This window comes from Asaia siamensis (assembly GCF_014635085.1).
GTDB classification, from domain to species: domain Bacteria; phylum Pseudomonadota; class Alphaproteobacteria; order Acetobacterales; family Acetobacteraceae; genus Asaia; species Asaia siamensis.
On record NZ_BMCH01000007.1, the window covers coordinates 1 to 21,806 of the forward strand.

Consider the following 21,806-nt stretch of genomic DNA (forward strand, 5'->3'; position numbering starts at 1 on the left):
GCTGGCGCCGACTGGTGAGGGATTACGAACAGCGTATCGACGTGGCAGAGGCCATGATCCACATCGCCATGGGAAGCCTAATGCTACGCCGAAACGCTCATCCGTGAATTTCCAAAAGGGCTCTTAGGAAAGATCAAATCAAGAAATAACGCAAGCTCATTATTTTTAATAATTTTCGTGATTTTATTTTATATATAAAATTACAACACAAACCTCAAAATAAAAAATAAGATTCCATGTTTTTTATCTACTCATTTCGGATATACCCACTACAAACTCATGCTTTCGTTCCGTATTTTGGAGAAAACCATCCCATACAGCGGTAAGCACCAACCTTCGTACATTGCGTATATTTCTGTTTTTCAGGTACAACCTAAAAATACCGAAAATAAGAAGCACCGAGAATGGAAAAAAAAGAATCCCGCACATTTTTCTATAAAAAATTATTCTGTTTCTAATAATATAGTACATCTTCCAATGACTATGCGAGAAATCTACCGTAGTGCTGCAGTCATGGTAAAATCGAATTCCTGGAACAAACTTTATTTTCCATCCGAGCGATCTTAATTTCCAAGTATACAGCGTATCATCGGCGTAAACGAACAGGTCTCTCTGCGGCAATCCCAAGCTGCCACGTACCAGTTCAGCGCGAACAAAAAAACCAACAAAGGATGCATAATCGACAGACAGCAGTTCATCTCTCTCATAGGCTGCTGAGTCTATTGCGAATGTTCTTTTCCTTTCTCTGATGAGGCGGATGATACTTCCTATTTTCTTGAACGGACTTAATCCAGGGCGGTTCATATCGCACACCGTATCGTCCGGAAAATAAACCGCTGCAGCAACACCCCCGGTCTCCGATGAAAGGACGAGAGACTGAAATTGACCGAGCGCTCCAGGCTGAGGCCAAGCGTCGTCATCGAAACAGACGATCCATTCACAATCTGTCTGACGGGCGGCATAATCCATGCCACGTGCGAACCCACCCGCGCCACCGAGATTGATAGTCTCATTCAGAATGTGGAGGCGTGGGTCTGTCTGGCTCGCCAACCAGCCTCTGGTACCATCGGGACTGGCATTATTGACGACAACCACAGAAGAAAAATTCTGTGCAAGTGTATGCTTTATAACCGTTTTGAGCATCGATAGCCGGTTATAGGTGACAATAACGGCCGTTACCTTGCAAGGGCCCTGTCCGGTTGAGGAGGCAGAATTGAGGGACATGTCGTGCCTCACAGAGCCCGCTTGACGCGCGAGGCGACACCAGACAACGGTCGGCGCAGCAGAGGGGGAAGGCAATGCCATCCGCGCGTCAATACACGACGAACCAGACTGTACTGAATAGGGCGCGGCTCATCCCCTGGGCCGAGGCTGCCATGGAAGATGGTTTCATACCAGAATGTCTTACGCAGGAAGAACCAGTAATAGAAACCTAACGCTGCGTTCTTGTTGTTCCAAGGCTTGGCCTCATATCCGGCATAATGCACGATTTTCGGATTTTGAAGGTCCTCAAGCACCTTGGCCCGCCAATCGGCACTCAAATGAGGGAAGATCTCGCCAATACTATTGACGCAGTTCCACGATGTATCCAGCATCTTGACCTTTCCAATCAGATATTTATTTAAAATATCCTGGTCCAGGAACCAATAGCATCGGCTACTCAGATCTTTAATAGCGACATCGGCAATGTCAGCATTTCTGAAGGCGTTCAAATCGAAGAGAATAATGCCCGCCTGAAAATAGGCGTCTCCTCCGGTTTGCAATCCCAGATAGTCACTAAGATAACGGCCCGCAGGAAGAGCGCCGGTTTCAGCGAGCGAACGAACACCTGCCTTTACGAAGTTCTTCATGATCAGATCAGGCGTGGCAGCGATCACAGCACCATTGAGCGGTGTGTCCCACAACTGGCACAGATCGGCCAGAACAATGGTATCGCAGTCAACATAAAGAGCCCGCGGATGATTGAGCAGTAGCTCTCCAAGCGAGAGTCGATAGAACGTCGCAGGGGAAAAATGCATATGCGTACTGACGTCGCGATACATATGCCGGCAATCCAGAAAGGTGAGACTGCCTTTCTCTTCGGGCAGCCCACTATGAAACTGCTGCCTGAGGAGATTACGCTTGAATGCCGGAATTCCCCCATCCAGCACGATCAACTCGAGAAAACGGTCGGGGCTGAAAGACGACTTTATAGACTCCAATAATGCGCCCAGATGCGGAACAAAATTTTCGTCCGCAGCCGTCACAATTGTCACGGCGGTGTCTGGCGGAGCAGGAAGGCTTCTAGGTAGCACGCTCTTCTGCCCTGTTCCCGTGTTCTCGAAAAAGCAACGCGCACGCTCAATCAAACCTGTGTGTGGACCGTGTGAGGAGGCGATGAAAATGTTGAATAGCCGCTCTCCCAGATAACCATAAATTCTGCGTGCCTGTGCTGAATAGTTGGTTAGATCGGCTCGCCGCTCGACCTCTGAGAGAATAGCGAAAAGCCATGTACAATAGCTGTCAAACAATTCACGACGGAATACGAAGACATTAGTGAAATATCCTTCATCTGACGCCATGACTGTATCGAATGCGGCCAGATCACCGGGATACAAATCGGCTATAACGGAACGTGTCAGATCAAGGTCATGGGCGAAATGATAGTCAGAATCGACGTAATGCTGGTGGAATGACGTGTATCCAACATTTCTTACCGACCATTTTTCCGGAAGGATAGCGCAGGCATCCGGATTGTTTTCTATCGTTTTACGAACTGTCTCTGCATTCAGCCCCATCGCCTGCAAAGACCCGGTCGTCATCTCAGGCAAAGCGATGCAACCGTAGCGGTCAGTTTTCAGACCCGTGCACGCAAAGTCCAGAAAACGCCGATAGTGCATGAAGCCGACCCAGGAGGCGTTGCGGTCATTTTTCCACGCCCAATACAGGGTTGTCAGCTCACAATACTCGCCGTTTTTCCGGGAGATATTGTCACCCGTATCGTCACCTGGCATGGGCAATGCCGTGTCAGCCAGAGCCCTACCCGCCTGAATTGGGCGAAAGACATCATCCTCAAACGTGAAGCCTGCGCTATGATGGCAGACATAAATGTGAACAGGACCAGAGCTGGCCTGACGTGTTGTCATTGGATGTTCTCTATGCAACTCACAGGTTGGGATTCACTCAAAGTTGAAGTACCCGGGGCTGCCGGAGAGTGATTTGTTCATCAATCGGGCTGCGATATCAAGTTTATCCTGATCTGTATAGAAGGTAGATGGAAGGATCGCGGAAGGTTTTTGAGCCTTTTTTCTGTCTTCCCGTGGAGACGGAGGCCTGTTGTGAGCTCTAAGCATCATAGATAATTAATCTCAGGCTGTGTCGCTTTTGTGACGAGACTATCAGGCAGTTAATGCGATACTAGGGCCTTGCCCCGGCCTGCCCAGCGAAGAAACGTCGCGCTATCTGATACCGCGCTGAACATTTGATGTATGCCGCTTGAGAAAACATCATTCAGCCGAGACGAACAGGCACTCATCCCCATTCACGTCACCAGCCGGGAAACAATATCCCAGCATCAGACAAAGATTTTTCAGCTGATTCAGTTGCCTGAAAATGGTGCCGGGTGAGGGATTTGAACCCCCGACCTTCGGTTTACAAAACCGCTGCACTACCACTGTGCTAACCCGGCGAAAGGCGTGAATGCACCGCTTTTCGCCGGTTATCGCGGATTCGTCAAGGTGTTTCCCAGGTGAAGCGCCCAGGCGCCGTCAATCCTGCCTCTATCCGCAAACCGGCGTAGTGGCAGGGATATGATCACCCATGCTGTCTCCAGGATCTTGCTGCTGCCACAAGGCCATCAAGCCAGTCCTGATGGCCATTGAGCATTGGGTTGGGATGGGTCGTGGCGAGTTGCCTTGCAGGGGCACCATTCTGGGTTTCCTGCGTCAGGATGCGCAGGCGATTCTGCGGCATGGCTTCAACAAGCCAGGCATGATGCACATCAAGCCGCGTGGGAGTCCCTCTTTCACCAGCCCAACCATGCCATGCCAGACGTCCAGCAAGACCCGGCACAGGCGGAACATACTCTGTGATCTGTGCCTCAACGGGAAACCCAAACGTCGTAAACCGGAACCTGTCACCCAATGAAAACCCTGGCCCAGCCCCCTTATCAAACGACGGATCAGCCGCATTACCGTAGTAACCCGGCCATTCGGCCGGGTGGCAAAGCAGGTGCCACACTGCGGCGATTGGTAGATCGTGAATGATGACTTCGTTCGAGACAAAATTATCGGACAGTCCGGGCAGATAGCCCGCTGGCCAGATGATGGCATTCATCATGATGGATCGCTCCGGCTGGAAAAGGACTTTCCTGCCTCTAAAATGATATCATGAAAAATCATGTTTTCTGATTTTTGCTATCATTATTCATGATGGATCACTCTCCTATCTTCCGTCGAAAGCATAGTCATGACCCGCCTCGACAAGCTCGATCTCACCCAGCTCCGCGCTCTCGACAGCCTCATTGCCACAGGAAGCGTCACTCGAACGGCCGAGGCTCTGGGGGTAACGCAGCCTGCTGTCAGCAATATGCTCGCCCGCCTGCGTGACGCCTTCGATGACCCTCTTTTCATTCGCCAGTCACGAGGCCTGGTCTGCACCCCACGCGCTCGCGCACTCCAAAAGCCGCTGCGGTCTGTTCTGGATGGGCTCGGCGCGCTCTATGCACCACCGGATTTCGATCCGGCCAAGGCGACCCTTACCCTCTCACTGGCAGCCACGGATTATGCTGCAGCGACCATGGTCACACCATTCATGAAGCGCCTGCAGGACACAGCCCCCGGCATTCGTCTGGCCCTGCACGGCCTCGATACGGCCTCGCTTCGCAACAGGCTGGAAGATGGGTCGCTCGATATGGCCCTCGTGACGCCCGAAGAAAGCCCTGCCTCGCTGCACAGCCAATGGCTTTTCCGGGAAACCTGGCTATGCGTCACACGACCCGGCCATCCCGTTCTGACAGAAACGGACAGTCTCGATGCTTTCTGCGCGGCGTCCCATGTCGTGGTATCGCCAGATGGCGGAGGCTTCGAGGCGCAGACCGATCGTCAGCTCCATCTTCTGGGAAGGAAACGTCACGTGGCCGTCTCTGTGCCGGGGTTTCTGATGGTTCCCGAGCTTCTGAAGACAACCGACCTGCTTGCCGTATTGCCCGCCCGGCTAGTAGCGGATCGGTCCGATCTGGCCGTCTTTGCGCCCCCGCTCGATCTGCCCGGTTTTGACAAATACCTCGTCTGGGCCGATCGCGCCGATCTCGACCCGACACAGACTGCCCTGAGGGCCATGCTGATCGATACCGTCTCTGGCGCGCAGGCATAAAAAAAGCCCGGCTCGAAAGCCGGGCTTCGTCTCGGATCAGACCGAGTAGTACATTTCGAACTCAGCCGGGTGCGGCGTGTGTTCGAACTTGTAAACTTCTTTCCACTTCAGCTCGATGTAGCTCTCGATCTGGTCCTTGGTGAAGACATCGCCTTCGAGCAGGAACGAGAAATCGGCTTCGAGGGCTTGAAGGGCTTCACGGAGCGAACCGCAGACCGTCGGGATCTGGGCCAGCTCATCCTTCGGCAGTTCGTACAGATCCTTGTCCATGGCTTCGCCCGGGTGGATCTTGTTGCGGATGCCGTCGAGACCAGCCATCAGCATGGCGGCGAAAGCAAGGTAGGGGTTGGCGGTCGGATCCGGGAAACGGACTTCGATACGCTTTGCCTTCGGGCCGACCGAATACGGGATACGACACGAAGCCGAACGGTTGGCTGCCGAGTAAGCGAGCAGAACGGGGGCTTCAAAGCCCGGGATCAGACGCTTGTAGGAGTTGGTCGACGGGTTGGTGAAGGCGTTCAGCGCCTTGGCATGCTTGATGATGCCGCCGATGTAGAACAGCGCATCTTCAGACAGGCCAGCATACTGGTCACCGGCGAAAAGCGGCTTGCCATCACGCCAGATCGACTGATGCACATGCATGCCCGAGCCGTTATCGCCAGCGATGGGCTTCGGCATGAAGGTAGCCGTCTTGCCATAGGAGTGAGCGACATTGTGCACGCAGTACTTGTAGATCTGCATGAAGTCGGCCGACTGGACCAGCGTGGCAAACTTGGTGCCCAGCTCGTGCTGCGACTGCGCCACTTCGTGGTGATGCTTTTCGATCGGCAGGCCCATTTCGCCCATCGTCGAAAGCATTTCAGCGCGCAGGTCGCCTTCACTGTCGACCGGAGCAACCGGGAAGTAGCCGCCCTTGACCACCGGACGATGGCCCATATTGCCTTCCGGATAGTCCTTCATCGAGGCGTCAGGGCCTTCGATGCTGTCGAGCTGGTACGTGCCGTAATTCGGGCCCGTGCCGAACTTCACGTTGTCGAAAATGAAGAACTCGGCTTCCGGACCGAAGAAGGCGGTGTCGCCCAGGCCCGTGGTCTTCAGATAGGCTTCGGCAGCCTTGGCGGTCGCGCGCGGGTCACGGGCATAATAGTTGCCGGTGCGGGGCTCGACGATATCGCAGATCAGGATCAGCTGCGGCTTGGCCGAGAACGGGTCCATGACGGCCGTAGTCGGGTCGGGCAGGAGCACCATGTCGGATTCGTTGATGGCCTTCCAGCCGGCAATCGACGAACCATCGAACATGAAGCCTTCAACGAAGGTGTCTTCTTCGATCGTGGTGTGCCACTGCGTCGTATGGTGCCACTTGCCCTTCGGGTCGGTGAAGCGCAGGTCGACCAGTTCGACCGAGTGTTCCTGCATCAGCTCGAAGACGCGCTTTACAGCGGCGCTATCTGGCTTGCCGGGCTTGGCATTCGCTGCATTCGTGGAAGACGCAGCCTTGGAAGCCGCGGCTGGAGCTTTTTTCGCCATTTGTCAAATACCTGTATCTGCCTCAAGGGGCCGCACTGATCGGCTGCAAAACGATTAGGACAGGATTCGCGAACTGTCGAGTATTCCAAAGGCTTTTTGCGACGCACCACGCATGAAAAACAGCAATCTTCTCCCCCCGGTAAGGCCCTCAAACACCTTTCGGAATCAAAACGACGCATGACAGACCAACAGAAAAAGCATATCGGATCGCGTCACTCCCTCATTTCCGATTTTTCCGATCACCCACGCGACTGTGATGCGCATGGACGGCCCGTAACGCCATCGCGACCGGAATCCGTCCCTCCAATCCAAGGGCGCCGCCGGCAATACACGCTCACGACCTCCGGATTCAGAACCCCTGCCTTCAGCACCTACATGTCAGGGCGTTTTACAGGCGGGATTATGCCGGTATCATGCCCTATTCCTTTGCAGCCCCAGCCCCTTTGCAGTGCAGGATCGCCATGAAAACTCCCAACGCGTTTCTCGGCTCCTTGCCGACCACCATTTTCACGACGATGTCCCAGCTTGCCATGGCTCATGGTGCCATCAATCTGGGGCAGGGCTTTCCCGATACCGAAGGCCCGGCAGAGCTGATCGATGCTGCGGCAGAGGCGCTGAAGGACGGGCGCAACCAGTATGCGCCCCTTACCGGCCTGCCCGAGCTGCGCGAGGCAGTCGCCCGCGCCAACGGGCGCGATTACGGCCTCGATATCGACCCAGCGACAGAGGTGATCGTTACCTCAGGCGCGACGGAAGCTCTGGCGGTCAGTCTGATGGCGCTCATAGAGCCGGGCGATGAGGTGGTGCTCATCGAGCCGCTTTATGACACCTATCTTCCCGTACTACGCCTGCTCGGTGCCGTACCGCGCTGCGTACGGGTGGAAGCCCCGGACTGGCACCTGCCGGAAGACGCCCTGCGCGCCGCTTTTTCAGCCAAGACCAAGCTGATCCTGCTGAATTCGCCCATGAACCCGAGCGGCAAGGTGTTCAGCCCGCAGGAGCTCGATCTGATCGCCTCGCTCGTGCTGGAGCATGATTGCTATGCGCTCTGCGACGAGGTTTACGAACACCTTACTTTCGGCGTGAAGCACATCCCCCTCATGACGCGGCCGGGTATGAGAGAGCGGGCGATACGCATTGGCAGCGCAGGGAAGAGCTTTTCGGTCACCGGCTGGAAGATCGGCTACATCACCGCCTGCCCGACTCTGACCGCCGTCATCGCCAAGGCGCATCAGATTATTGCCTTCTCGAGCGCACCCAATCTGCAGCGCGCTGTGGCAAAGGGGCTGGATCTCGGAGAGTCGTTCTTCACCACGCTTTCAGACAGCCTGCGCGCACGGCGCGATCTGTTTGCCGAGGGTCTGCACGCGCTCGGCTTTCCGACCCTGCCCGCCGATGGCAGCTATTTTGTGGTCGCCGATATCAGCGCCCATGCCAATGGCCGAGATGATGTCGCTTTCTGCCGCGATCTGGTCGTCGAGTCCGGTGTTGCCGCCATCCCGGTCTCGGCATTCTACGACCCGCAGGGCGCCGAACCCCCGCGCCATCTCATTCGCTTTGCGTTCTGCAAGACCGAAGCCGTTCTGACCGAAGCGCTCGACCGTCTCGGTCGCCATTTCAGCCCTCAGGAGGGCTGAAACGCCGTCATCTTCTCGGTCGACACGCGCTGATCAAGGGGGGCCGCCTGTGGTGACTGCAGCCCCCCTGATGCCGTCTTTTCAGCTGCCTGCTTTGCTGACCCGTTCCCGTCGGTCGGCGTCCTGTCGGATGCGCCATCGGCAGAGGCAGACTTGCCCGGTTCGCCCCCTGTTTCAACATCACCGGCTGGTTTGGCTGGTGCATCGGGAGATATCTGCGGCCCGACGGCGCTGTATGGGTCGCTCGGGGGAAGAACATCGATAGGCGTCTGATTGGCCAGCGGATTGTGCCTGAGGATCTGGGCTGTATCGGCAGGATAACGCCGCATCAGCCCCAGCAGCGTACCATTGGTCCAGCCGAAGCCAATCTGCATGGGGTATTCGCCACCGCCCTTGCCACCCGTGGCGCTGACGCCCGGTGATTCGACATCATATTTTTCCAGCAACACGCCCGATTTCTCGTAGGTGCCAATCACGCGAGCCATCCAGCGTCTGGCAATCGTCTCGCCCAGATCGCTTGCCCCGTAATTGTTGAGGCCCTTGATGGCCATCCACTGCTCCGGCGCCCAGCCATTGGGGGCATCCCATTGCTGGCCGCTTTCATGGTCGGTTGCCATGATGCCACCGGGCTTGAGCAGCTTCGCCTGAATGGTATCAGCCACCGCCATCGCCTGTGCCTGGGTCGCCAGCCGCAGGAACAGAGGCATGGCCGTTGCAGCAGAGAGCACGTCGGTGGTTTGCCCCTTGCGCCAGTCATAATCGTAGAACGCGTTTTTCTCGTCATTCCAGAAAATGCGTCTCACGACCGCGGTGCGCTCGTCTGCACGCTGCCCGTAGAGTCTTGCCAGCTTGCGCTGTCCTGTCAGGGCATAGCCATGTTCGAGTGTCTGCTCGAGATGGGCTATCAGGCAATTCACCTCGATCGGCGCCAGATCCGTAGTGTGAATGGTTGCCAGTGTGTGCCCGTCTGCCAGCCAGCGCGATGAGAAATCCCACCCGGTTTCAGACCCCGCACGCAGATCGCGATAGACATCCGAAGGGGCACGCGTTCCCGCGCGCGCGGCGGTCGCGACATCCTCGGGATAGCTCTCATCCCTCGGGGTATCGAGATCATCCCAGTGTCGCAGAAGCAGCGTGCCGTCAGATAGACGCACCAGATGACGATAGGCCTGCCCCGGCTTGAGCGCGTCGGCACCATCCATCCAGTAATCATATTCCTTCTGCAGTTCGGGCAGGAGGGTTCGATAGGCACCCTGACCGTCATGCTGGGCAAGAAGATCGACCATGAGCGAGAAGAAGGGCGGTTCGGACCGGCTGAGATAATAGGTGCGCGTCCCGTTAGGGATATGGCCATAGCGGTCGATCAGCGACGCCATATCCTTCACCATGCCACGCAGCAGATCCCATTGCCCGGTCTCGTAAAGACCGATCATGGTGAAATAGGTGTCCCAGTAATAGAGCTCCGAGAAGCGCCCTCCCGGCACGACATAGGCATAGGGCAGAGGCAGCAGAGACGAATACGACATCGGCTTGTCAGGCTGACGGGTCAGGACGCCCCACATCCCCTGGATATAGTCATAGATATTTTCGTCTGCCTTGCGCCGATAGGACACATCGCGACGCAGAGGCGGGGAGAAATGCTGGGCGTAGAAAGCCTTGATGCTGAACCCCGGATGCTGTCGCTGGGCCTCCCAGTCCTGAAGCAGCTTCGACGGTGCCTCATCGGGGCGTGAATCAGCAATCGTCTTGAAATCGGGCGCCAGATGCGCCCCGCCAATGGCCGCAAAGAGACCGCCCATCGCGATGGATGGCGAGCGCAAATCCTGCGGCACCGAAGGAACATGAAGAGACTGCGCTGCCTCGCTCGCCACGGTCTCCCGCGACGCCGAGGGTGCGCCGGTCGATCCTGTCGGGGATGGCGCGGCTGCAGGAGAAGTTTCGGGCGGAGTGGAAGCCGCCGGAGGGGCTGCGGGCGTACTCTGCCCGGATTCCGCCCCCTGTTCGGATGCCAGCGCCATGCCATGCCCGGCTGCAGCGCCGGTTATCACCAGCGAAACGCCCAGAAGCAGGACATGAGAGAAAGAAAGACGGTGTCTCGTCATGCGGTCTCCTTGAAATCCGGCCCGATACGCGCGGGCTTTCTTTCTCTGAGCACGGGTTTGAGGCAGCATCCTGTCATAGATGTGACTCGAGCCCCGTGAGGTTTTGTGGCGCTCTCCTCCCCCTCGACGCCAGAAACGCCAGAAAAAGGGACTCCCGGATGAACAGGACAGCTGTGCAGAGGTTGCAAAACAGTACTCGCGCCGTCTTTTTTCTGGTCGGAGTCGTGTCGGCGCTCTGGTCCTGCCTCGTGCCTGTCGTAAAGCGGCATGCCGCCCTGAATGATGGTGCGCTCGGCCTGCTGCTGCTCTGCCTTGGTATCGGGTCGATCATCGGCATGCCTCTGGCAGGGCAATGGGTCGGCCGCTGGGGCTGTCGTATTGTCGCGACAGGCGGACTGGCCCTCGCCGGTACGCTGCTCATGCCTCTCGCCCTGCTGCATGACGTGCCGCTTCTGGCTGCGTCCGTCTTTGGCCTTGGCATGGGGCTGGGGGCTGTCGAGACCGCCATGAACATTCAGGCCATCGATGTTGAAAAACTGAGCGGCAGGCCGATGCTCTCGGGATTTCACGCCTTTTTCAGCATTGGCGGTGCAATTGGTGCGGCGGGGCCACAGATTCTGACTCTGGTGCAGGCGCAGCCCTGGGTGAGCGTGCTGATTGGCGAGCTGGGAATAATCGGTCTGTTCGGTGCCGCCTGGCGCGGCTTGCTGAACCATGCGGAACCCGGCGGCGGGGCGGGTTTCGGCCTGCCTCGGGGCATCGTCTGGCTGCTAGGCCTGCTGACATGCATCGCCTTTCTGGCTGAAGGCGCCGTGCTCGATTGGGGCGGGGTCTATCTCTCGGGTGAACGCGTCGGCTTTGGTATCGCCCCGGGATGGGGATACGCCGTTTTTGCTACGGCCATGACCTTCGGGCGCCTGACAGGCGACCATGTGGTGGCGAAAGCCGGGCCAGCCCTTATCATGGCAGGGGGCAGCCTCTGTGCCGCTCTTGGCTTCGCCCTGGTGGTGTATGGCCCCAATGCGCCCCTTCTGCTTGGCGGGTTTGTTCTGATCGGGCTGGGCTGTGCCAATATCGTCCCTGTTCTTTATGCCGCCACTGGCAGACAGTCGGTCATGAAGGTCAATGCTGCCGTCGCTGCCATCACCACAATGGGCTATGCGGGCATTCTGGCCGGGCCTGCCCTCGTGGGCGCCGTGGCTCATGTCAGCAGCCTCTCTGTCGCCTTCCTGCTGCTTGCCGCTCTGCTGGTCTTTATCGCGCTGAATGCGCGTCTTGCCCGCTGAATCCCGTATTTTTCCGTCTCCGTGCGGCTTTCCCCTCGCATTCATCGGCAGGACGCGCCATGTGTCTGGGTTCAAGAAGGAGCTTTTCGTACCCATGCCGATATACGCCGAAGATGCGCCCCTCTCCGCCCTCGCCGTCACGGATCGCCTGTTTTTCGAGCGTGCCGACAGCACGCTGACGCGCGACGAGGCGGAAAAGATCGTCACGAAATCACTCGACGGCATCGAGGATGGCGAGCTTTTTCTCGAATATCGGGAGAGCGAATCCATCGTGCTGGATGATGGCGTCATCCGGTCGGCAAGCTTCGATACGTCCTCCGGTTTTGGCCTGCGTTCTGTCATCGGCCCCGAGACCGGCTTTGCCCATTCCGACGAGATCAGCAAAAGCGCCCTCGAGCGTGCAGCCGGTGCCGTCTCCGTTGTGCGACAGGGGCGCAGTGGCACGCTGTCGGCGCCTCCGCACGCGACCAATCGCCGCCTTTACGCACCGGAAAGCCCGCTGAGCGATACCGACTTTGCTGCACGCGCCGCCGTTCTGGGCGAGATCGATGCCTATGCCCGCGGGATCGGCCCTGAAGTGGTTCAGGTCTCGGCCAGTATCGCCACTGAGTGGCAGGCCGTACAGATCATGCGCGATTCAGGTTTCCGCACCGCCGATCTGCGCCCGCTTGTGCGTCTGAACGTCTCGGTCGTGCTCGAGCGTGACGGGCGTCGCGAGAGCGGCAGCCGGGGCATGGGCGGGCGCTATATGCTGTCGCGTCTTCTGGGCCGTGAAACCTGGCAGGAAGCCGTCGATGAGGCGGTGCGCCGCGCCAGGGTCAGTCTGGAAGCCAGCCCGGCGCCGGCTGGAGAAATGGATGTGGTGCTGGGCCCGGGCTGGCCGGGCATCCTGCTGCATGAGGCCGTCGGTCACGGGCTTGAGGGCGATTTCAACCGCAAGGGGACGTCCAGTTTCAGCGACATGGTCGGCAAGCGTGTCGCCGCCCCCGGTGTCACCGTAGTCGATGACGGAACACTGGCAGAGGGGCGCGGCTCACTGACCATCGATGATGAGGGCACGCCCTCAGGCCGAACCGTCATGATCGAGGATGGTATCCTTCGCGGCTTCATCCAGGACCGGCTCAATGCCCGCCTTATGGGCGTGGCACCCACCGGCAATGGTCGCCGCCAGTCCTACGCGCATGTTCCCCTGCCGCGCATGACCAACACGCTGATGCTCGGCGGAGAGGCCACGACAGAGGAAATGATCCGCTCGACGAAGCGCGGCCTTTATGCAGTCGATTTCGGTGGCGGGCAGGTCGACATCACCTCCGGCAAATTCGTTTTTGCCATGTCGGAAGCCTATCTGATCGAAGACGGGAAGGTGACGCGCCCGGTCAAGGGGGCCACGCTCATCGGCAATGGCTTCGATGCCATGAACAAGATCTCGATGATCGGTCAGGACGTGGCGCTCGACCCTGGTATCGGCACCTGCGGCAAGGCCGGTCAGGGCGTGCCTGTCGGTGTGGGCCAGCCGACTCTGAAGCTGGCGGGCCTCACGATCGGCGGCACAGCCTGATCCTTCATCAGGCACCTTTCCCCCCCGGTCAGCGTGCTGACCGGGGCACTACAGGATAGGAAAAAACCTGTCTCCCCATGCCGAGACAGGCTTAGCGGGCGCGTCTGGCCCCAAGCGCCATACCTGCCACCATAGCGGCATAGACCAGCCCCATTTCCTTTTTTGAAAATACCAGCTCCCAGCCAGGGGTGAACCGCTTGGGCGTTGCCTTGTAATCGGCAAGAGCCGCCACTGGCCCCAGGGCAAGGGTCACAAGCACCGCCCTGATACGACCGGGCTTTCTGCCCAGTGCCAGATCGTAGAACACGGACCAGAACAGCAGGGCAGCGATATTCGTCGCGATGCCGGTCCCGCTATGTTTCAGATCAAAATCCCGGATATCAGCGGCCTCAGGCCCGACAAGCCAATGGGCTGTGCAATTGACCCCCTGAGCCGCACTGAACCCGCGTTTGCGCGCGAGTGCCAGGAGGGCTGCATTGCAGGTGAGAGAGCCGATCAGGGTCGAAGCAAAAAGGCGCGTGCGCATTAGGAAAATCCTTGAAGTGTCAGATGGGGTGTCAGCAGGCCCTATGAGCTGTTTCAGTAGAGAATGAGGCAGATTGCGCCACCGATGATGCCCATCGTCCAGAAGATGGAGATGACGATGCGATGGCGTATGGCGCGCAGCGCCAGGAGGCGCATCAACGGGTCGAGCGCCGCCTCCTCGCTGCTGGTGTTGTCACGCCTCTGCGTGTCGGATCGCACCGCAAGACGGTCTTCCGCACGGACCTGAACCGCAGCGCACCAGTCCTGTCGCAATGTATCGAGTTCAGCACGGCGATAGAAAATCTTGCCACGCAGTTTCAGCTTTGACGGGCCACAGCGGAAAAAATCCAGTGCGCGGAAAAGCCCTGGCGCCAGCCCGAGATGGGCGGCTGCCTGTGCCGGGTCGAGCAGGGCCTGCACCGGAAGCAGGGTGACCGTACTGCTGCCGCTCTGCCCTTCACCTGATTGACCCATCTGCCCCGCCTCGTTTCGTCCGGCCTCGCTTTCCCGTGAACGACGCCACGGCTCAAGGGTTCAGTGCATGACTCGATGACACGTGAAAACCCTGCCTCCATATGGGGAGACGGAAGATGCCAGCCCTTCCTCCCCCTTTTATCACGGCCCCGCCATCGCCATATTCAAAGGCTGTCACGATAAGGGAGGATATGCTCATGGCGACCGGCTGGGCTCCCGATGGAGCCGTTCAGGACCAGATCGACGATACGATTGCCGATGCCGTCAATCGCGCGCGCCACGCCATGCCAAAAGGCGAGAGCGCCGAGGAATGCATCGAATGTGACGAGCCCATCCCCCTGGCGCGACGACAGGCTGTGCCAGGCGTGAAACTATGCGTTGCCTGCCAGGGCGCGCGTGACAGCCGCCCCGTCTTTACCGGTATCAATCGTCGAGGCAGCAAGGACAGCCAGCTTCGATGAAAGCCGCATGCCGGGTCGGCGCTCTTGTCGCGACCCTGAGCGCATTCTGGATGCACGACGCTCTGGCGCAGTCGACCCCCGATTGTATCGATGGCGCGGTTTCCATACCGCTTCTGGGCGGGAAGGGAGACTCACCCATCCTGCCCGCTACGCTGGGCGGGAAGGAAATCGCCCTCTATTTCTCGAGCGGTTTCGATGTTCTCTATGTGGGAGATATGGAAGGGTTCGACATCGACGATACCCGTCGGACACATATCATCCTGACCAACCGGGAACATAGCGAGAGCCGCCCTGTCATCAAGGCCGGAACGCTCACGCTTGGCGGGCTCGATCTGCAAACCCCGGACATGATCCAGCTCATTGACTACCCGATGCAGCATATCGGCACGCGCCCTCTGATCGGTACGATCGGCAGCACTTTCTTCAACCGTCTCGCCTTGCTGCTCGACATGCCTCACGGCGTTTTCGGCCTCATCCGCTTCCGTCAGGATGCTGCCTGCAGCAATGCACAGGCAGGTTTTATCGGTACTGGCGCGCAGGCCCTGCCTCTTACGGGCAATGACACCATAATGGGTCTGATCGAGGGCAAGGAACGTGAGCTGTCACTCGATTCAGATGTTCCAGTCACCACCCTGCCAGAACGCTGGCTGAACAGACCTGCCCCCGGGGATTCTGCCGATGACGCGCAGCACCCGACCGTTGCGCTCTTTGGCGATCTCCACTCCAGACTTCGTGGAACAAAGCTCGGGACATTCCGTATTGGTCAGGAATCCCTCGATAATATGCCTGTCTTTACCCAGCGCGATCTGGGCGTTGGGCTGCTGGGGGTTGATTTCTTCCAGTCGCACATCGTGTTGTTCGATTATCCGAACCACCGCGTCTTTCTGCTGCCTGCCCGTTCGCAGGTGACCCGTCCTGGACTGAACCTGCATTTCGATCGCTTCCGCGAAGGGCAGACCAGCGTGAAGGAAAAGCGCTGAGATCGCGCTGTCTGGCAGCGCGATCCCATCGAAAACCCCCAGTCAGAGCACGGGGGTCAACAGGGGCTTGCCCTGGAAGAAGGCCGCGAGATTATCGAAAACGAGCCGCCCCATGGCCTGACGGGTCTCGACAGTCGAGGTCGCGCGATGAGACTGCAGAACCACGTTGTCGAGACCATAGAATGCCTCGGGCACGTGAGGCTCATTGGCAAACACATCGAGCCCGGCGCCTCGTATCGTGTTGTCGCGCAAGGCCTCGATCAGCGCCTCTTCGTCAACGACCGAGCCACGCGCCACATTGATCAGAAAGCCCTTCGGGCCCAACGCCTCAAGAATGCTGCGATCGACCATATGAAAGGACCGTGCGCCCCCTGACACGCAGAGCACCAGCACATCGGCCCAATCGGCCAGCACACGTAATTCCGGATAGAACGGATATTGAGGCGTATCGGTCTGCTGACGTGAGCTGAAATAGGCAATCGCCATATCGAAAGACGCCGCACGTTTGGCCACAGCTTTGCCGATATGGCCAAACCCCGCAATGCCGAGCTTCTTACCCTTGATCGTCCATGAGTTGACGACGGGTTCATGCCCCCATTTCCCGGCACGCACAAAACGGTCATTGCAGGAAATGCCGCGCACCACATCGAGCATCAGCCCGATGGCCATGTCGGCCACGTCATCGCTCAGCACGCCCTGAGCTGTCGCAAGACGAATACCCCGGCGCCCGCACTCATCGAGATCGATCTTGTCGATACCGACCCCATTGACGGAGATGACCTTGAGATTGGGCAGGCGGTCCATGATGGCCCGAGGCAGACCGCTGCCACCGCCTGTCGTTACCCCCTCAATCCGCTCTGCCAGAGGCCCCAGCGCCTCGATCGAGATAAACTGATGCAGGCGAAAAGGCGTGCCGAGCTGCTCGTTGAAGCTCTCAGGCATGGGGTCGATCATGAGGATATCGGTCTTGCTGGCCATGACTCGTCCATCTTGCGGATTACAGAGCTTTCGACCCTAGGAAGAACGCCGCCGGGACGCTCATCACCTTGCCGTTATACCCTTGTGACGAAGCGCCCCGTATCCTTCAGATCGTACCAGGTTCAGAGCCGAAACGGCGCCCCCAGCCGTGCCTCGACAGGAAACAGCCCCTCGAAAGAAACGCAGATTTCGGCCGGGTCATCGAGGAACAGCGTGCCCATGGTCGAGCCTGTGGTCACGACATCGCCTGCACGCAGCGGGCGACCGCGCTCAATGGCATGATTGGCCAGCCAGGTAAGCAGACGCAATGGATCGCCAGCCTTGTTGCCCCCCTGCTGGTCGTATCGCTTTTCGCCATTGACCAGCATGGTCATGGGCAGGGTGGTCGGGGAGAAATCACGCCATGAAGTCACGCCACGCCCGACAACCAGCACGCCATGGCTGCCCTGATCGGCCAGATGCGACAGGTTATGCTGCGAATTCGGGGTTACGAAGCGCGTATCGAGCAACTCGATCGCGCCATGGATGGCCCCGATCGCGTCGGCCACCTCTTCCTTCGTCCAGGGCTCTGCCCGCGCTGACAGATCGCTCCTGAACGAATAGGCGATCTCGGCCTCGACACCGTGGAAGCGACAGAAGGATGGCGAAAGATCCTGCCCGCTTTCGAAGACCGTGGCCCGATGCAGCGGCGCGCAGGAAGGCAGGGCGGTGGGCGTAGCCGCACCCACTTTCCACCCGACGATCTCACCCTTGCCGGATTCACTCAGCGCGAGAGCCACGACATCCTGCACGGCATAGGCGGCTTTTGGATTGATGGGCACAATGGTCTCGGGAACAGTCTGCAGCGGCTTGTTGGTACGTCGGGCTTCAAGCAACATTGAGGCCAGAAGGGCATCGGGGGCTGTCTCGGTTGCCGTCTGGAGGGAGGTCTGGGAGAGAGAAGCGTTCATGGTGTCGGTCATTTCCGGATGAATGAGCGTCAGCAAAAAAATCTCGATCGAGGCGCATCGCGCTCAGTACCAGCAGGCAAGAGCAGAATCGCTTCGATCAGTCGCAGGAAACATGACACGCTGGTAAGAATTTGGCCATCTTTCCTTTTGCCTGTCAGTACGACCCGAAAAGATTGCCTGTCTCTGATTTTACGGGCTGGTCGAGTTGCAATGCCTGGAAAAATCGCAGATCGAAACTGCGAAACACAACGTGGTTTGCAGCCGCAATCAGGTTCGCCACCAAAAGGCTTCCCCACATCAGATATGAGCCGGGCGCAGTAAAGGTGGCCGTCTTCTGCAGGAGAACTATTACCAGAGCGAAGGGAATCGCCAGGACACCGCCCCAGAAGATGTAGCTCCAGACATGCCCTTTCATCGCCTCGTAACTTCGACGGATTTGAAAACCCGCATTTCCGCTTTCCCAGGCGAGGTAGCTCATGGCGAAACACCGTACGGCCAGCCATATCCAGAACAGGCACAGCGCACATAGGAGGCTTATTCCTGCTGCTTTCGTCGTGAAGGCCGCGCTTCCACTCAGATAATCGTTGGCCCCAGACGCTGCCAGAAGGGTCAACCCGGCAGGGAACGCCTGAATAACCGCATTGACACCCAGGGACTGCAACCCGCCCCTATCCAGCCGCCACAAGGCAATACCTCGCCATGGCGTGAGCCATGCACGGGTAACGGTCAGCGTCAGAAACCACATCGCAATCATGTCGAGACTGCTCAGGACGTGCAGGGTTGGATGACGCAGGGCACCATCAATCAGCCCCCCGGCGGATGACCCTGTCTGCCTGACTGCCTCAATCAGACAGTCTCCTGCCATCAGAACACCGATGAGGATCATGACGTCTGCGCGCTTCAGAAACCGTAACTCGAAGCTCTGCTGCATCAACTGACCAGCTTGCCAGAACGACAGTTTCCTCATTCCTCACTCTCCTGCTGCCCCGCCATCCGTGAGCGCGTGTCACGCGCGCACGATATCTAATGGGAAAGCCGGGAAGGAAATCACTCTGTGTAGAGCCCCTGAGACATTCTTCGCCTGCGCGATGCCTATGCGGGTGGCAGGATCATAGGGCGCAGACGGGGTTTACGGGCCTTGTTCACCAGCGTGTCGAGCGCAGAGAGAAAGCGGGAGCGGTCGGCTTTGCCGAATGAGGCGCCACCCGGCGTCATCATGCCTGCCGAGCGCAGATCGGTCATGAGATTGCGCATGGCAAGCGCCATACCGATGGCATCGCCATCAAGCACACGGCCTTTGGGCTCGAGCACATGCACACCCTTCTCGACACAGCGGGCTGCCAGCGGAATATCGGCTGTGATCACGATATCGTTTTCGACCGAATGTTCGGCAATCCAGTCATCGGCCAAATCCGGGCCCGCATCGACCACAACACGTTCGATCAAAGGCGAGTCCGGCAGGGCGATCATGCGATTGGCCACAACGAACACATGCAGCCCATAGCGCCCGGCTACGCGATAGATTTCATCTTTGACCGGGCAGGCATCGGAATCAATGAAGATACGGGTCATGGCGCCACTGTGCCGCAGCGCGGCGGACGCCGCAAACCTTGCCCGGCAGGTTGGGGTCTCTTCACGCAAAAAAGGGGCAGGGTCCGTGAACCCTGCCCCTTTCTGCTATCATTCTCCCGGCAAAGCGGAAGATCGGTCGAAATCAGTTGGCGTCGTCGCTGCCATCATCATCTGTATCGCTGCCAGCAGGCGCGATGGCCACGAAAATCAGCTGGCCGTCACGCAGGACACGCAGCAGGATCGGCTGCTTGTTCTTCATGACGCCGCGCACGGCGGTCAGCACAGCGCGGGGGTTATCAACCGCCGTATTGCCCACTGCCTGAATGATGTCACCGGGGCGCACACCGGCCTGTTCTGCGGGCGAACCCGGCGCGATCTGGCTGATCACTGCGCCCTTGACGGTATCGTCGACACCAAGCTGCTGACGCATGTCACGGGAAAGCGGCGCGAGCGAAATGCCGATCTTGCCGCTGCCCGACTGGCTGCTGTCATCACCGGAAGACGCATCCTGACCTTCACCGTCTTTCGGCATATTGCCGATCTTGGCCGTGATGGTCTGTGGCTTGCCATCGCGCAGAATGTTCAGCGTGGCATCGGTGCCGGGCTTCATCGAGACGGTATGGACAACCAGATCATGCACGCTCTTGATCTTGGCGCCGTTGAGCGCGGTGACCACATCGCCGCTCTTCAGCCCGGCCTTGTCGGCGGGACCGCCCGGCGTCACCTGCGCTACCAGCGCGCCTTCTGGCGGTGCCCCCGGCTCGCTGGGCTTGAGATTGAGCGCCTGGGCGAGGGTCGGCGAGATGCGCTGCATCAGCACACCCAGATAGCCGCGTGTCACATGACCCGACGTGCGAAGCTGATCCACCACGCTCTTGACCGTGTTCGACGGAATGGCGAAGCCGATACCGATCGAACCGCCCGAAGGCGAGATGATGGCGGCATTCATGCCGATCACCTTGCCGTTCTGGCTGAAGAGCGGACCACCGGAATTGCCGTGATTGATCGGCGCATCGATCTGGATGAAATCATCATAGGGACCGGCATTGAGATCACGCCCGCGTGCCGAGACGATACCGGCCGTTACCGTGCCACCAAGCCCGAACGGATTGCCGACGGCCACAACCCATTCGCCGGGCTGAACATTGTCAGAATCGCCAAGCTCGATGAACGGCAGCTTGCCATTCGGCTTGATCTTGAGCAGGGCAACATCGGTCTTGGGGTCACGACCGACAATCTTGGCGGGCAGGGTCGTGCCATCGTCAAGCGTCACCGACACCTTGGTTGCGCCATTCACCACGTGGTTGTTGGTGACGATGTAACCGTCGTTGGAAATGATAAAGCCCGAACCGCGCGCCTCGACCGTGCGATGCGTCGGCTGCTGCTGCGGGGCCATCTGGAACGGGAAGGGGAAGGGGAAAGGCATCTGCTGGCCCCCGCCCCCGCCACCTTCTTCCTGCTCGGCCACATCGGCACGGATATGGGAAGTGATGGAGACAACGGCAGGCTTCACCTGCTTCACCAGATTGACGAAATTTGGCAGCGTCTGGAGCTGGGTCTGCGGCGTGATCGGCCCCTCAGCCCAGGCGGGTGACGTGATGCCAACCCCGAGGGAGAGTGCGGTAGCTGCAACCAGAGCCAGCGGGCGGAGCTTTCGTGAAGGCGTCAAACGAACAGGCATGGCGTCAGTCATGATCTTTCCAGCTTTGGCACCCATCAGGTGCGGGGTGGTAAGAGAAACTTATGAAGTCGCTTCCGGTTCGTCCAGAATAGGCGCGCGTAAAAACGTGGTAATCCGTTTCAGGAATCGCGTGTTTCCCGCAATGTTATGAAAAAATCCCTCAGTATTCGGGCATTTTCCTGCTCGCAGACCCCCCCTATCACTTCAGGCCGGTGCAGACAGGCGGGCTGCTCAAAAATACGTGGCCCGTGATCGACCCCTCCGCCCTTGGGGTCGTAAGCGCCAAAGATCACCTTCCCGAGCCGGAAATGCACCATGGCCGACGCACACATGGGGCAGGGTTCAAGCGTGACCACCAGCGTGCATCCGGCCAGAGAGCGTGTGCCAAGTGCAGCAGTCGCCGCCCGCATGGCCAGAATTTCCGCATGGGCACTAGGGTCCTGACGCGCTTCGACCTCATTGGATGCCCGGGCAATCTCGCGACCATCCGGCGCCAGCACGACGGCACCCACCGGCACCTCGCCACGGGATGCGGCTTCATGCGCGGCCGCGAGGGCCAGTTCCATGCCGATCTGGCCAGACCTGTCTCTGTCAGCCTGTTCGTTTCCTGCCTGAAAATCAGGCTCGTTTTGCGGGAATTCTTCGGGCACGGCTTCTCCCACTCAGAGACGTATGAGCGACAGATGCCAGGGTGATCGACACACAGGCGCTTTCTGTTTGCTC

19 protein-coding genes, 1 tRNA gene and 1 pseudogene are annotated in these 21,806 nt (G+C 58.6%); 7 read left to right on the forward strand and 14 right to left on the reverse strand.

Features of this window, described 5'->3' with window-relative positions; all coding sequences use genetic code 11:
• A pseudogene (locus IEV53_RS12175) lies at window positions 1–107 on the forward strand (IS5/IS1182 family transposase); the annotation flags it as partial.
• A gap of 136 nt (window positions 108–243) precedes the next feature.
• On the opposite strand, the gene IEV53_RS12180 reads toward IEV53_RS12175, so the two are convergent.
• The 4 genes from IEV53_RS12180 to IEV53_RS12195 form a co-directional block, all read right to left on the reverse strand.
• Entirely contained in the window at window positions 244–1,224 is a 981-nt protein-coding gene (locus IEV53_RS12180; protein ID WP_188427113.1) for a glycosyltransferase, read from the reverse strand.
• Window positions 1,225–1,232: 8 nt separating this feature from the next.
• Entirely contained in the window at window positions 1,233–3,125 is a 1,893-nt protein-coding gene (locus tag IEV53_RS12185) for a DUF4422 domain-containing protein (protein WP_188427114.1), read from the reverse strand.
• A 467-nt stretch (window positions 3,126–3,592) separates the two neighbouring features.
• Window positions 3,593–3,667 (reverse strand) — tRNA-Thr (locus IEV53_RS12190).
• 125 nt (window positions 3,668–3,792) lie between these two features.
• Window positions 3,793–4,317: an SRPBCC domain-containing protein gene (locus IEV53_RS12195; RefSeq protein WP_229719867.1), complete on the reverse strand. Its 525-nt coding sequence runs from the start codon at window positions 4,315–4,317 to the stop codon at window positions 3,793–3,795.
• A 129-nt stretch (window positions 4,318–4,446) separates the two neighbouring features.
• Here IEV53_RS12195 and IEV53_RS12200 point away from each other — a divergent pair, with 129 nt between their 5' ends.
• Complete coding sequence (locus IEV53_RS12200; RefSeq protein ID WP_188427115.1) at window positions 4,447–5,352, forward strand: LysR family transcriptional regulator; 906 nt, start codon at window positions 4,447–4,449, stop codon at window positions 5,350–5,352.
• A 36-nt stretch (window positions 5,353–5,388) separates the two neighbouring features.
• Here the strand turns inward: IEV53_RS12200 and glnA are convergent, their stop codons facing one another.
• The gene (glnA, locus tag IEV53_RS12205; RefSeq protein ID WP_264784131.1) at window positions 5,389–6,771 is read right to left on the reverse strand and encodes a type I glutamate--ammonia ligase; all 1,383 of its coding nucleotides are present in this window, start codon (window positions 6,769–6,771) and stop codon (window positions 5,389–5,391) included.
• 569 nt (window positions 6,772–7,340) lie between these two features.
• Between glnA and IEV53_RS12210 the strand changes: the two genes are divergently transcribed.
• Window positions 7,341–8,516, forward strand: a complete 1,176-nt coding sequence (locus IEV53_RS12210) for an aminotransferase (RefSeq protein ID WP_188427117.1) — start codon at window positions 7,341–7,343, stop codon at window positions 8,514–8,516.
• Here the strand turns inward: IEV53_RS12210 and treF are convergent.
• Complete coding sequence (gene treF, locus IEV53_RS12215; RefSeq protein ID WP_188427249.1) at window positions 8,504–10,534, reverse strand: alpha,alpha-trehalase TreF; 2,031 nt, start codon at window positions 10,532–10,534, stop codon at window positions 8,504–8,506. The genes IEV53_RS12210 and treF overlap by 13 nt on opposite strands.
• 266 nt (window positions 10,535–10,800) lie before the next feature.
• Here treF and IEV53_RS12220 point away from each other — a divergent pair, with 266 nt between their 5' ends.
• Both IEV53_RS12220 and tldD read left to right on the forward strand, forming a co-directional pair.
• Entirely contained in the window at window positions 10,801–11,904 is a 1,104-nt protein-coding gene (locus IEV53_RS12220; protein WP_229719869.1) for an MFS transporter, read from the forward strand.
• A gap of 94 nt (window positions 11,905–11,998) precedes the next feature.
• Window positions 11,999–13,462 (forward strand): metalloprotease TldD, encoded by a 1,464-nt coding sequence (tldD, locus tag IEV53_RS12225; protein WP_188427119.1) that lies wholly within the window; start codon window positions 11,999–12,001, stop codon window positions 13,460–13,462.
• A 91-nt stretch (window positions 13,463–13,553) separates the two neighbouring features.
• Here the strand turns inward: tldD and IEV53_RS12230 are convergent, their stop codons facing one another.
• Together IEV53_RS12230 and IEV53_RS12235 are read right to left on the reverse strand one after the other, a co-directional pair.
• Window positions 13,554–13,988: a hypothetical protein gene (locus tag IEV53_RS12230; RefSeq protein WP_188427120.1), complete on the reverse strand. Its 435-nt coding sequence runs from the start codon at window positions 13,986–13,988 to the stop codon at window positions 13,554–13,556.
• A gap of 53 nt (window positions 13,989–14,041) precedes the next feature.
• Window positions 14,042–14,461, reverse strand: coding sequence for a hypothetical protein (locus tag IEV53_RS12235; RefSeq protein ID WP_188427121.1), 420 nt, complete (start codon window positions 14,459–14,461; stop codon window positions 14,042–14,044).
• A gap of 197 nt (window positions 14,462–14,658) precedes the next feature.
• Here IEV53_RS12235 and IEV53_RS12240 point away from each other — a divergent pair, with 197 nt between their 5' ends.
• Window positions 14,659–14,922 (forward strand): DksA/TraR family C4-type zinc finger protein, encoded by a 264-nt coding sequence (locus IEV53_RS12240; RefSeq protein WP_188427122.1) that lies wholly within the window; start codon window positions 14,659–14,661, stop codon window positions 14,920–14,922.
• A complete protein-coding gene (locus IEV53_RS12245) occupies window positions 14,919–15,902 on the forward strand; it encodes a hypothetical protein (RefSeq protein WP_188427123.1) in 984 nt (327 codons plus the stop codon). The genes IEV53_RS12240 and IEV53_RS12245 overlap by 4 nt, the downstream gene beginning before the upstream one ends.
• Window positions 15,903–15,944: 42 nt before the next feature.
• On the opposite strand, the gene IEV53_RS12250 is transcribed toward IEV53_RS12245, so the two are convergent.
• The 6 genes from IEV53_RS12250 to IEV53_RS12275 all read right to left on the reverse strand — a co-directional run bounded on the left by IEV53_RS12250 (window position 15,945) and on the right by IEV53_RS12275 (window position 21,649).
• Window positions 15,945–16,880 (reverse strand): 2-hydroxyacid dehydrogenase, encoded by a 936-nt coding sequence (locus IEV53_RS12250; protein ID WP_188427124.1) that lies wholly within the window; start codon window positions 16,878–16,880, stop codon window positions 15,945–15,947.
• A 122-nt stretch (window positions 16,881–17,002) separates the two neighbouring features.
• On the reverse strand, window positions 17,003–17,830 hold the full coding sequence (locus IEV53_RS12255; protein ID WP_188427125.1) for a 2-keto-4-pentenoate hydratase: 828 nt from the start codon (window positions 17,828–17,830) through the stop codon (window positions 17,003–17,005).
• A 154-nt stretch (window positions 17,831–17,984) separates the two neighbouring features.
• A complete protein-coding gene (locus IEV53_RS12260) occupies window positions 17,985–18,797 on the reverse strand; it encodes a hypothetical protein (protein ID WP_188427126.1) in 813 nt (270 codons plus the stop codon).
• Between the two features lie 125 nt (window positions 18,798–18,922).
• Complete coding sequence (locus IEV53_RS12265; protein ID WP_188427127.1) at window positions 18,923–19,402, reverse strand: YaiI/YqxD family protein; 480 nt, start codon at window positions 19,400–19,402, stop codon at window positions 18,923–18,925.
• Between the two features lie 142 nt (window positions 19,403–19,544).
• Window positions 19,545–21,083: a Do family serine endopeptidase gene (locus IEV53_RS12270; RefSeq protein WP_229719870.1), complete on the reverse strand. Its 1,539-nt coding sequence runs from the start codon at window positions 21,081–21,083 to the stop codon at window positions 19,545–19,547.
• A gap of 119 nt (window positions 21,084–21,202) precedes the next feature.
• Window positions 21,203–21,649 (reverse strand): nucleoside deaminase, encoded by a 447-nt coding sequence (locus IEV53_RS12275; RefSeq protein WP_188427250.1) that lies wholly within the window; start codon window positions 21,647–21,649, stop codon window positions 21,203–21,205.
• Between the last annotated feature and the right edge of the window lie 157 nt (window positions 21,650–21,806).